Origin of the sequence: uncultured Nisaea sp., from assembly GCF_963974195.1 — a bacterium.
GTDB lineage: Bacteria > Pseudomonadota > Alphaproteobacteria > Thalassobaculales > Thalassobaculaceae > Nisaea.
Genome location: NZ_CAXBDC010000127.1, coordinates 1 through 11,066, shown reverse-complemented (window position 1 = coordinate 11,066; position 11,066 = coordinate 1). Strand labels below are relative to the sequence as shown.

General features: G+C 61.4%; 11 protein-coding genes. 6 read left to right on the top strand and 5 right to left on the bottom strand.

Annotated features, from left to right (window positions below):
- Nucleotides 1–368: hypothetical protein (locus tag AAC126_RS19790; RefSeq protein ID WP_339856679.1), on the bottom strand; the 368-nt coding region annotated here is incomplete at its 3' end.
- 2 nt (nt 369–370) lie between these two features.
- A complete protein-coding gene (locus AAC126_RS19785) occupies nt 371–1,441 on the bottom strand; it encodes an ABC transporter substrate-binding protein (RefSeq protein ID WP_339856676.1) in 1,071 nt (356 codons plus the stop codon).
- 598 nt (nt 1,442–2,039) lie between these two features.
- On the opposite strand from AAC126_RS19785, the gene AAC126_RS19780 reads away from it, so the two are divergent.
- From AAC126_RS19780 to AAC126_RS19755, 6 genes are all read left to right on the top strand, one after another.
- Complete coding sequence (locus AAC126_RS19780) at nt 2,040–3,002, top strand: N-carbamoyl-D-amino-acid hydrolase (RefSeq protein ID WP_339856673.1); 963 nt, start codon at nt 2,040–2,042, stop codon at nt 3,000–3,002.
- Nucleotides 3,003–3,045: 43 nt separating this feature from the next.
- Nucleotides 3,046–3,714, top strand: a complete 669-nt coding sequence (locus AAC126_RS19775; protein WP_339856670.1) for an aspartate/glutamate racemase family protein — start codon at nt 3,046–3,048, stop codon at nt 3,712–3,714.
- A 1-nt stretch (nt 3,715) separates the two neighbouring features.
- The gene (locus AAC126_RS19770; RefSeq protein ID WP_339856668.1) at nt 3,716–4,633 is read left to right on the top strand and encodes a polysaccharide deacetylase family protein; all 918 of its coding nucleotides are present in this window, start codon (nt 3,716–3,718) and stop codon (nt 4,631–4,633) included.
- 266 nt (nt 4,634–4,899) lie between these two features.
- The gene (locus tag AAC126_RS19765; RefSeq protein ID WP_339856665.1) at nt 4,900–5,880 is read left to right on the top strand and encodes a TRAP transporter substrate-binding protein; all 981 of its coding nucleotides are present in this window, start codon (nt 4,900–4,902) and stop codon (nt 5,878–5,880) included.
- A gap of 91 nt (nt 5,881–5,971) precedes the next feature.
- A complete protein-coding gene (locus AAC126_RS19760; protein ID WP_339856662.1) occupies nt 5,972–6,496 on the top strand; it encodes a TRAP transporter small permease in 525 nt (174 codons plus the stop codon).
- Nucleotides 6,496–7,803 carry a TRAP transporter large permease subunit gene (locus AAC126_RS19755; protein ID WP_339856660.1) on the top strand — a complete coding sequence of 436 codons (1,308 nt, stop codon included), beginning with the start codon at nt 6,496–6,498 and terminating at the stop codon, nt 7,801–7,803. The genes AAC126_RS19760 and AAC126_RS19755 overlap by 1 nt, the downstream gene beginning before the upstream one ends.
- A 69-nt stretch (nt 7,804–7,872) precedes the next feature.
- Here the strand turns inward: AAC126_RS19755 and AAC126_RS19750 are convergent, their stop codons facing one another.
- From AAC126_RS19750 to AAC126_RS19740, 3 genes are all read right to left on the bottom strand, one after another.
- Entirely contained in the window at nt 7,873–9,960 is a 2,088-nt protein-coding gene (locus AAC126_RS19750; RefSeq protein ID WP_339856658.1) for a TonB-dependent receptor, read from the bottom strand.
- Nucleotides 9,961–10,021: 61 nt separating this feature from the next.
- Nucleotides 10,022–10,447 (bottom strand): DUF2946 family protein, encoded by a 426-nt coding sequence (locus tag AAC126_RS19745; RefSeq protein WP_339856656.1) that lies wholly within the window; start codon nt 10,445–10,447, stop codon nt 10,022–10,024.
- A gap of 77 nt (nt 10,448–10,524) precedes the next feature.
- The gene (locus tag AAC126_RS19740) at nt 10,525–10,989 is read right to left on the bottom strand and encodes a MarR family transcriptional regulator (protein ID WP_339856654.1); all 465 of its coding nucleotides are present in this window, start codon (nt 10,987–10,989) and stop codon (nt 10,525–10,527) included.
- Nucleotides 10,990–11,066 lie beyond the last annotated feature (77 nt).

Here is an 11,066-nt window from a genome sequence, read left to right as displayed (position 1 = left end):
ATGAACACCCGCATTGCCGAGGAGACGACGGTGATCAACACCGCCTGCCATGGCGTCGGCCCGGCATTGGCGGAGACTCCGATCGCCCAGCGTTGCGCAGTGTTGAAGAACTTGGCCTGGTCCGCGAAAGCGCCAAGGAACACATGGGGCGGCGGCAACAGTTTGGGGTCGGCCCAGCCTATGGCCCAGAGAAATTCCCAGATCGCGGCGAATGTGCCGACGGAGACGAGAGTCCAGCCGATTTTCGGCAGAAGCTCCCGTAGCGGCTCCGGCAGCGTATAGCCGGCAAGCGCCGGCGGACTGTCTTGTCCGCCGGCGGCTGTGCCGGTCCCGCTGACCGGAGTCCGGTCAGTTGAGACTGAGGCCATGATCAGGCCGCCTTCAGCTTGAGCTTACCGTAAAGCTCGGGATTCTCCGCGATGACTTCTTCAAGTGGAGTCCAGTCGATCGCGGCGCGGTCGGGCTTGTTCTTGATGTAGCCCATCTCCACCAGACTGTCGGTCCGGTCGAGAATGAAGTCGGTCTGGGACCGGGCATCGACCACGGCCGGCTGCTTGGCCATGGCGATCTTCGCGTTCTCCATCGAGGTCTTGTAATAAGTGCCGACCAGTTTCTCGAGTGTGCCCGCCGGGTCGCTTTCCGCCATGATCTGGGCTTTCATCATGCCCTTGATCAGGGCCTTCAGGCCTTCCCGGTTTTCCTCGATCAGCGGTGACCGGGCAGCCAGCACGCAGTCCGTATAGCCCTTGCCATAGATGTCCGTGCCATCGGACAGCATCACAGCCCCGGGCACGTCGTTCACGAGCGCAGTCCCGTAAGGCTCGATGGTGCAGATCCAGTCGACCGCGCCGGCCTTGAAGGCTTCGACGGCTTCCGGGGTGGAGCCCATGTAACGGACATTGATGTCCTTGAAATCGACACCGTGCTTCTTCAGCCAGTCGTAGGGCATGACCTCAAGGGTATCGAGCTGGAAGGTTGCCAGGGTCTTGCCCTTAAGTTTCTCGGCACTGTCGAGGCCCGGTCGGGCGACGATCACGCAGCCTTCGATGCCGCCGCCGGCAACCACCTTCACCGGTGCGCCCGCATCGTAGAGCGCCATGAAGCTGGTATAGGGCATCAGGCCGACATCGACCTGGCCGATCCCGAGAAAGGTGACCTGTTCGGCAAAGGTCGGTGTGTTGACGAATTCCAGCGTCAGACCGTCTTCCTTCGCGGTCTGCACGGCGTGGGTCAGGAACATGTTCAGATTGCAGAACCCGGTCCCGTGCGTGGACTGGATGGTGCTTTCCGCAGCCATCGCAGCGGACCCGAACATGCCGGGTCCTACTCCCATGGTGATGACACCGGCGGCACCGGCCGCCGTCGATTTCAGGAATTTACGCCGGTCCATTCTGATGGCCTCGAAATCAGGTAAATCGAGGCGTCCGTGACGTTCACACATTTTAGCACTCCCTGTGGCTGGACGCTGGCCGCCGATTTTTCGGTTCGGGTCAACGCTGCAGAGAGGGCGCATAAGCCCCCTCGCGCCCCGGGATCCGGGGCGATGTTGCGGGAGCGGCTTGCATTCAAGTGGCGGGCACGGGTTAAAGGGAAGGATCCCGTGTGCCCTGAAGAGACATCAAGTAGCGCCTACCGGCACTATCGAGGAATGCATTTGCATCGCCGCAACAGTGGGTGGCACGCCAACCAATAAGCTATCGTCGAAACGATGCTGCGCTACAGCAAGCATCGCAATTCCCATACCAAACAAAATGAATCCTATAGTTCAGTGTGTTGGTTCTTGTGTCGTCATTAAATACTCAAAATTCATGTTAAATTTTGTGCATCGCAACCGGGTCGGTGCTGTTTTTATGGGCAGTCCTTGCCTCGCGGTCATGATGCTTGCAGTCTGTTGTGCGGGGCCTGGATGGATTCTTTGAGCCAGGATGGCTGATCTTGCTGGTTGTTCCGGCATGTTTCCGGCAGGCTACCCGGGTACGGTCTGCATCTTGCAGGCCCTGGACGAACTCCTCCCACGCGAACCAGTCCGGAGCGCGACCATGCGAAATATAACCGTTGCCGCCGCCCAGATGGGGCCGGTGAGCCGTGCCGACAGCCGGTCCGTTGTGATGGACAGGTTGATCGCGATGATGGAGATCGCCTCCCGGCGCGGTGCCGGTCTGGTGGTTTATCCCGAACTGGCCCTGACCACGTTCTTCCCGCGCTGGTATATCGAGGATGATGCGGAACTGAACGCCTTTTACGAGCGCGAGATGCCGGGGCCGGACACCGCGTCTCTGTTCGAGAAGGCAAAGCAGCTCGGCATCGGGTTCAGCATCGGTTATGCGGAGCTGACGCCGAAGGGGGAGCGGTTCAACACCTCGATCCTGGTCGGCCCGGACGGCACGCTGCTCGGCAAATACCGCAAGATTCATCTGCCGGGGCATCCGGAGCACGAGCCATGGCGGGCTTTCCAGCATCTGGAGAAGCGCTATTTCCAGCCGGGCAATCTGGGCTTCCGGGTATTCGACGGTTTCGGCGGCCGGATCGGCATGTGCATCTGCAACGACCGGCGCTGGCCGGAGACCTACCGGGTCATGGGCTTGCAGGGCGCCGAGATGGTCCTGCTCGGCTTCAACACGCCGATCCACAATCCCCCGGCACCGGAGCATGACCGATTGTCCTGGCATCACAACACGCTGGTGATGCAGTCCGGCGCCTACCAGAATGCCTGTTTCGTCGTTGGTGTCTCCAAGGCCGGGATGGAAGAGGGCGTGCATCATATGGGCGGCACCCAGATCATCGCCCCGACGGGCGAGACCATCGCCGTGGTGACGGGTGAGGGAGACGAGGTGATCGCCGCCGATTGCGATCTCGATCTCTGCCGCTCCTACCGGGAAAGCGTGTTCGCTTTCGAACGGCACCGGGAGCCGGACAGCTACAAGCTGATCACCGGCACAAAAGGCTGCGTCACGCCGGAAGAGGCGAAGCGCATCGATCCCGCCCTCGCACGGGAAGACTAGGACAGTTTCCCTCTGATATTTTTTCCAACCCCCGAGATAACACATGACCTATGACCACAAGCTTCTCCTGATCAACCCGAATGCCACGGTGAGTGTGACCGAGCGCATGGCCGTCGCCGCCCGCGAGGTGCTGGGCCCGCGCTGGTATGTCGAGGAAATGACCAATGTCGGCGCGCCGCCGATCATCACCGACGATGCCGGGCTGAAGCTGGCGACGGACCTGATGGTGGAAGCCTTCGACAAAGGGCGTGATCCTCTGGACGGGGTGATGGTCGCCGCCTTCGGTGATCCTGCCCTGCAGGAGCTGAAAGCCAAGCTGCCGGTGCCGGTGGCCGGTATCGCCGAAAGTGGCATGCTGGAAGCGGCGACATACGGCAATTTCGCCATTGTGGCGCCGACGCCGGACCTGTTCGATGCCATCACGGCTCTGTCCGTGCGGTACGGCGTGCGGGACAGGATGTCGGCCCTGCTGACCACGACGACCGATATCTACGTGCTGATGAACGAGCCCCAGGCGCTTGTCGAAACCCTGCGCGGGATGATCGACGAAGCGGTTGCGCGCGGCGATGTCGACGCGGTGGTGATAGGTGGCGGTCCGCTGGCCGATGCGGCGAAGACGCTTGCCGCCAGCAATCCGCCCTGTCCGGTCATCGGCCCGGTTCCGGCTGCGGCCCGGCGGCTGCGGACACTCATTCTGGGTGAGGATGCCTGAGGTGAGCGGGCGCGACTTTCTCGGCTACGGTAACAATCCTCCGAACCCCGAGTGGCCCGGCGGAGCGCGGCTAGCCGTGTCTCTGGTCGTGAATGTCGAGGAGGGGGCGGAATATTCCGTCAGCCTCGGCGACGAACGGAACGAGCCGGTCTACGAGATTGTCGAGGAAGTCGAGGGCGCCCCCGATCCCTGCAAGGATACCCATTTCGAGTACGGCACCCGCGCCGGCTACTGGCGCATCATGGAGCTGCTCGACCGCTATGGCATGAAAGCCTACATGAACTGCTGCGCCCGGGCCCTGACGCTGTCGCCCTGGATGGCGCGGGACATGGTGGAGCGCGGTCACGAGATCGGCTGTCATTCCTATCTCTGGGAGCGCCATGCCGGGATGAGCGAGCAGCAGGAGCGGGAGATCATTGCCCGCTGCGTGACCGAGATTGAAGCCGCCGCAGGCGTCCGCCCGGTCGGCTGGCACACCCGGTCAGCTCCCAGTCCGAACACCCGCCGCCTGCTGGTCGAGGAGGGCGGCTTTCTGTACGACAGCGACGCCTATAACGACGATCTGCCCTTCGTGCGGGAAGTCGGCGGGCACGCGCATGTGGTGCTGCCCTACGCCTTCGATACCAACGACATGCGCTTCCAGCGTGGCGGCGGTTTCACCTATGGCGACGATTTCGCGAAATACTGCATCGATGCCATCGACTGGCTCTGGGCGGAAGGCGCCACGGCGCCGAAAATGATGACCATAGGCCTGCATCTCAGAATCATCGGCCGTCCGGGCCGGATCGGCGGGCTGGACACGGTGCTGAAGCATCTGAGCGGACTGGATGGTGTCTGGATTGCAAGGCGGGACGAGATCGCGCACCACTGGCGGGCACGCACCGGGTTGCCTGAATGGCGGGGCAGGGAAGCCGGGTAACAAAAAGCCTGCCCTGTTAGCGATCATATTTGTATGCTGGATGCATAGAAACTAAGCAAAATAGCGGATGGAGACAGGGGGAAGAAACCCAAACCATCTGAATTAAAAGAATAAAGACGGCGTCCGATCTGGACTCCTTCTTGCAAGCTTGGGGCAGGCGCAGAATTGCGTGGCCTCTCCCGGGGAGATGGCTCGCCAAGCGCTTTCTTCCTTCACGGGCGATGTTCTGTCGTCCGAAATAAAGAACACACGAACAGGAGTGGCAAATGGGTAAAATGAAGACACTGTTGGCTTCCGCCGCGATGGGCGCCGGAATGCTGGCGACCGCGGGCAGCGCCCAGGCGGTGGAATGGATCATGGCGTCCGGCTATCCGGACAGCAACTTCCTGACCAAGAACGTGAAGCTGTTCGTCGAGGATGTGAAGGCCAATACCTCGGTCGATATCCAGCTGAATTCCAATGACAGCCTGATCAAGCTGGATGCAATCAAGACCGCCGTGCAGCGCGGCCAGATTCCGATCGGCGAAATCCGCCTCGGCGTCTATGGCAACGAGGACCCGATGTATGTCCTCGCCGGCCTGCCGTTCATCGCGTCGGATTATGCCGACGCATGGCTGCTGAAGGACCTGCAGAAAGAATATTTCGACGCCATCTTCAAGAAGGCCGGCATGCGGGTGCTGTTCTATCAACCGTGGCCGGGCCAGGGCTTCTACACCAAGTTCCCGGTGACCAAGGTCGATGATTTCAAGGGCAAGAAGCTGCGGATCTATTCCACGGCGACCCAGAAGATGGGTGAAATGCTCGGCTTCGACGCCACCATCCTGCCGTTCGCCGAAATCCCGCAGGCCTTCTCCACCGGCCTGATCGAGGCGCTGTTCACCTCGCCGCAGACCGGTATCGACATCCAGGCATGGGACAACACCTCCAACTTCACCTATGCCGGTGCGATCTTTTCCAAGAACGCCGTCATCGTGAGCGAGAAGTATTTCGCCGCCCTGTCCGCTGAAGATCAGGCGGGCATCCTCGCCGCTGCCGAGAAAGCCGAACTGCGGGCCTGGGAAATGAGCGCGGAAACCACCGCCGCCCAGATCAAGGTGCTGACGGATAACGGCATGTCCGCCGGCAAGGCGCCGGAAGAAGTCACCGCCAAGATGAAGACCATCGGTCTTGAGATGATGAAAGGCTGGCGCGAAGGCGCGAGCCCGGAAGCGAACGCGATTCTCGATCGCTATCTCGCCCTGCAATAAGCAATACCGGCGGCCGCCTCCTTTGGGGGCGGCCGTTGCCTTTTCCGGATCCTGACCGAACTCCGAAAGACATTCCCCCCGAGAGGCATCAATGGCGGTAAGACGACTACTGGACAGGCTTTATCTCTGGAGCGGCTATCTTGCGGCTTTTTTCCTCGTCGCGATCGCGCTCTCCATCGTGGCGCAGATCATCGGGCGGTTCTTCGGGGTGGCCATCGATTCGACCGAAAGCGCCGGCTTTTGCCTGGCCGCGTCGACCTTCTTCGGTCTGGCCTATACCTTCCGCTATGACGGCCATATCCGGGTCACTCTGCTGATCCGTTTGGCGAAGGGGCCGATGTCGAAACTGACCGAGCTCTGGGGCGTCGGTTTCTGCGTTCTGGCCATGGGTTACATGACCTACTGGGCCGGCGATCTGATTTATTTCTCTTACATCTTCGGCGATATGAGCAAGGGGCTGCTGGCCATCCCGCTATGGGTTCCGCAATCGGCCATGGGGCTCGGTTTGCTGATCCTGACAATCGCTCTGGTGGATGAATTCATCGGTATTCTGCGCGGCCAGACACCGAGCTATGTCGAGAACTCGACTGCCTTGTTCTCGGGGGAGGACGACTGATGGATGCCGGAACGATCTCTGCCATTCTTTTCATCCTGATGCTCGGCCTGCTGGCCTCGGGCATCTGGGTCGCACCGGCCCTGCTCGCGGTTGGGTATTTCGCTCTCGAGTTCTTCTCTCCGGCACCGGCCGGATCCCTGCTTGCGGGCGCGGTCTGGGAGGCGAGCTGGAACTGGGCGCTGACCGCGCTGCCGCTGTTCGTCTGGATGGGGGAAATCCTGTTCCGGACCCGGCTTTCGTCGGACATGTTCAACGGGCTCGCACCCTGGCTGGCCCGGCTGCCGGGCGGCTTGCTGCACGTCAATATCGTCGGCTGCGGCGTCATGGCGGCAGTCGCGGGTTCCAGCGCGGTGACCTGCGCCACGGTCGGCCGGATGAGCATCCCGGAGCTGAAGAAGCGCGGTTATGACGAGAAACTGTCCATCGGCACGCTCGCCGGGTCGGGCACGCTCGGCCTGCTGATCCCGCCCTCCATCATGCTGATCGTCTATGGCGTCATCGCCCAGCAATCGATCTCGCGCATGTTCATCGCCGGTGTCGTGCCGGGCATCCTGATCATCTCGATCTTCATGGCCTATGTCGCGATCCGCGCACTGCTGAACCCGGAACTGGCCCCGCGGCAGGAAGAGCGTCTCAGCTTTCTTGAGAAGGTAAAGGCATCGCGTCTGCTGTTCCCGGTGGTGCTGCTGATTTTCTGCGTGATCGGCTCGATCTATGGCGGTTTCGCCACGCCGACGGAAGCGGCGACCATCGGTGTGCTTGGCGCTTTGGGGCTGGCCTGGTGGTCGAAGACGCTGAACTGGGCCTCCTTCATGGACAGCCTGATGGGCGCCGTCCGCACGTCCTGCATGATTGCCTTCATTCTCGCAGGTGCGGCCTTCCTTTCCATCGCCATGGGCTTCACCGGCGTGCCGCGCGTTCTGGCCAGCTATGTCGATGCCTGGAACCTGTCGCCCGGCATGCTGCTGGTGCTGCTGACCGTGCTCTACATCTTCCTCGGCTGTTTCCTGGATGGTGTCTCGATGATGGTGCTGACCGCCGCCGTGGTCCTGCCAATGGTGGAAAGCGCGGGGATCGATCTGATCTGGTTCGGTATCTTCACCGTCATCGTGGTCGAGATGGCGCAGATCACCCCGCCGGTCGGCTTCAACCTGTTTGTGCTGCAAGGCATGACGGGACGGGACCTTATTCAGGTCACGAAGGCCTCGGTGCCGTTCTTCTTCCTGATGCTGCTCGGCATCCTGATCATCGCCCTGTTCCCGGAGCTCGTGACCTGGCCGGTCGAATATATGGTCCGGAAAAACTGACCTTCAGGCTGTCATGCCTGATGCATGGAAACCCGGCGGTCTCCTGACCGCCGGGTTTTGTTTTGGTCCCTACCAGCGGAAACGCAGGCCGGCATAGACGGATCGTCCGATGCCCGGCTCGTAGAGCGCGGACGAGGAGGTGGCGACCGCCGCAACGCTGGCGCTGGCGATATATTTCTCGTCCGTCAGGTTGCGGGCATCGATGAAGAACGAGAAATTCTCCGTGATGTCGTAACCGGCCCGGAAGCCGAGCAGGGCGTAATCTTCTGTCTTCTGGGTGTTGGCATTGTCGACGTAATAGGCCTCCGGCACCCATTCCACGTTCGGCCCGGCATAGAAGCCAAGCGGGCTCTTGTAGAGCAGTTCGGCCCGCAGGAAGTGACGCGGCGCGCCGGGCAACTCGTTGTCACCCCAGGCCGAGTCTCCGTCGAAGCGGAAATCGCTGAAGGTGTAGGCGGTGTTGATCCAGAGCTTGTCTTCCGCGCTGCCTGTCGTGAACAGTCCCTTGACCGGAGCCCAGCCAAAGGCGGCTTCAACACCCTGATGGATCGTCTTGTCGGCATTGGTGACGCTGTACTGGCCGCCACCAAGATCGAAATACTGGAACTCGTTCTCGATATGCGCCCGGTAGATGGCGAAGTCCCAAGTAAGGTCCTCCCGCGCGCCACGGGTGCCGATTTCCAGCGTGGTTGCATATTGCGCATCGGTGTCGGAAAGCGCCGCGTTGGTGAAGTTCAGCTCACCAAAAGTCGGGGCTTCGCCGCTCCGCGACAGATTGCCGAAGACCTGCCATTCCGGACCGGCCTGCCACAGCAGGCCGAGTTTCGGGTTGAGGAAGGTGTAGTCGTTATCGCCGGAGGTATCGGTGGCGTCGGCGAATTCGTCTTCCCGTTCCCGCACCGCATGGACAAGCTGAATACCGGTCACAAGCGTCAGGTCCGGCCGCAGGTCGAAACCGTTTTCGGCATAGCCGATCAGGTTGAAGGACCGGTCTTCCGAGCCGGACAGAAGCGCACCCTTGCTGCCGCCTGAATTCACATATTGCCTGTTGTCGACCCAGCCGCCGAATGCGGTGATCCCCGCAGTCACCCGGTTGCCGTGGTCGAACAGGGTGTGCTCGCTGGTGGTTCGGGCGAAAGCACCGAAGTCGTTATAGGTGTAGTCGAGATATTGGAAGATCGGGTGGATCAAGTGCTTGTTGATGGCATAGCCGCCGAACTCGGCAGTCGCGCCGTCGAGCTGTACCGTCGTCTTGTTGGCGATACGGACTGACTCGATGTTGCGCTGATAATCCCGGGCGATGTTGTTTGCGGTCGCCGGCTCCGGGTCGTTCAGGGCGGTGGCCTTGCTGACGGAGCCGGGGATCTCCTGTTCGATGTCGGTCAGGTTGAGATAGAACCGGGTCTCGACTGCGTCACTGATCCGGATGCCGACATTGCCCGAGGCACGTTTGGATTCGCCTTCGCTGTGATCCCGGAAGCCGTCCTGAGTCAGGTAGGAGCCGGTGATGAAACCATCGACATTACCCTCCGCGGCACCGCTGCTCAGTTGCAGGCGGCGGAAGCCGAAGCTGCCGATATCTGTCCGGCCTTCGAGAAGATGGGCGTCATGACCGCTGGGCGTGACGAAATTCACCGCCCCGCCGAGGGAGTTGGCGCCATATTTCAGGCCGTTCGCCCCCTTGTAGACCTCGACATAACGATAGGCGGTCGGGTCGATCTCCTGAAAGTCGGCACTGCCGTCGGAGACGCTCATCGGCACGCCGTCCTGATAGAGCTGCACACCGCGCAGATGGAAATTCCGGGACAGCCCGGAGCCCCGGATGGAGAAGCGGGAATCCTCGCCCCATTTCGGCTGGACGAAAACGCCCGGAACGTAGTCGAGCACATCCTTGAAAGTTGTCGATGCGCCATCCTTCCAGACTTCGTCGGAGATGACTTCGACCGCGCCGGGTGTCTGTTCGATCTGGCGCCGGGCTTCCCCGGTGCTGGGAACGGTCAGGGACGGCTCCGGTTTCGCGGTGACGCTGACCGGGTCAAGTTTGACCGGCGCTTCGGTCGTCTGGGCCAGGGCAGCGGTTGCCGTGCTGGCGAGCAATGCCGCGCAGAGCAGCATTCGCGCGGCCGGTCGGGCCGCAAGGGATTTGCGTTCACGCATAAAAAAACCTCGTATGAAACGACAGGAAAAATCCAATGCCGGAAGGCATCGGGTCAGTCGGTCAGACGAGGTTCCGGGGAGGAGCGCGGGAGCCGAGCGGCGGGCCGTTAGCCGGCGGCAGCGGCACGTCCTCGGATGCGGGCGCTGGATTGACGGAGGCCAGCCTTGCGATCTTCGTGAGCGGTGCAAGATCCGGCACGGTGAAGGCGTGGGCGAAGGCGGCGTGAAACGGACATTCCGGCGTAGCGGACTGGCCGTTGTCCTTTTTATCGGAAGGGCCGATCGGGCGGCCATCGGGGCCTACCCGGATGGTTTCGATCCCGGACGGCGTACAGATGACGATCTCGACTCCGCCATCTGCGAGGGCCTGAAGGTCCGGCATGTAGCCGACGGGAATGACGGCTCTCAGGATGAACAGAAGCAACGTCAGGCGCGCCGCAAGACGCACCCGGTAACTGCCATTCCTGAATTTTGATCCCCCAACCATAGTCGGTGTATCTGAAAGAATTCCTGGTATGTCGAGTTAAAAGCGCCGGATGCCGGTGCGGCAAAAGGAGGCTGGCTTTAATCCGGCTCGATCAGGGGCGCCCGGCTCAGGGCGTTTCCGGCATTGGCGAGTTTTGCCGCGAGACGCAGGAATTCCGCGCGTTCGTCAGGTTCCAATCCGCCGGTCATCAGCATCTGGATGTCCTGCACCAGCGGGGTCACCGCACGGTAAAGGTCGCTGCCCGCGTCTGTCAGATGCATTTCCCGGGCGCGCCGGTCGCGCGGGCTGACCTTGCGTGTCACCAGCCCTTTCGCATCCAGCTTGTCGAGAACGGTGCCGATGGTTGCCCGGTCATAGGCGATCAGCCCGGCGAGGGTTGCCTGGTCGATGCCGGGTTTCTGATCCAGTGTCGCGAGGCAGGCATATTGCACCTGCGTCAGGTCATATCCGCTGGCCTTGAGGTGATCCTGAAACACCGACACCGAAATCTGGTTCAGTCGCCGGATCAGGTGTCCGGCCATGCCGTGGATCGGAAGTGCCATCATAACTCCGGCTGTCGCCTGTAATATAGTAAGTATGCTTATCAACTTGACCTTTCGATGCAACAGGTATTCTGTTG

What these genes read in the sequence shown, in the direction of transcription:
- AAC126_RS19740 (WP_339856654.1), bottom strand. Translation starts at nt 10,989, where the DNA reads ATGGCACTTCCGATCCACGGCATGGCCGGACACCTGATCCGGCGACTG.
- AAC126_RS19780 (WP_339856673.1), top strand. Translation starts at nt 2,040, where the DNA reads ATGCGAAATATAACCGTTGCCGCCGCCCAGATGGGGCCGGTGAGCCGT.
- AAC126_RS19755 (WP_339856660.1), top strand. Translation starts at nt 6,496, where the DNA reads ATGGATGCCGGAACGATCTCTGCCATTCTTTTCATCCTGATGCTCGGC.
- AAC126_RS19785 (WP_339856676.1), bottom strand. Translation starts at nt 1,441, where the DNA reads ATGTGTGAACGTCACGGACGCCTCGATTTACCTGATTTCGAGGCCATC.
- AAC126_RS19750 (WP_339856658.1), bottom strand. Translation starts at nt 9,960, where the DNA reads ATGCGTGAACGCAAATCCCTTGCGGCCCGACCGGCCGCGCGAATGCTG.
- AAC126_RS19775 (WP_339856670.1), top strand. Translation starts at nt 3,046, where the DNA reads ATGACCTATGACCACAAGCTTCTCCTGATCAACCCGAATGCCACGGTG.
- AAC126_RS19760 (WP_339856662.1), top strand. Translation starts at nt 5,972, where the DNA reads ATGGCGGTAAGACGACTACTGGACAGGCTTTATCTCTGGAGCGGCTAT.
- AAC126_RS19765 (WP_339856665.1), top strand. Translation starts at nt 4,900, where the DNA reads ATGGGTAAAATGAAGACACTGTTGGCTTCCGCCGCGATGGGCGCCGGA.
- AAC126_RS19745 (WP_339856656.1), bottom strand. Translation starts at nt 10,447, where the DNA reads ATGGTTGGGGGATCAAAATTCAGGAATGGCAGTTACCGGGTGCGTCTT.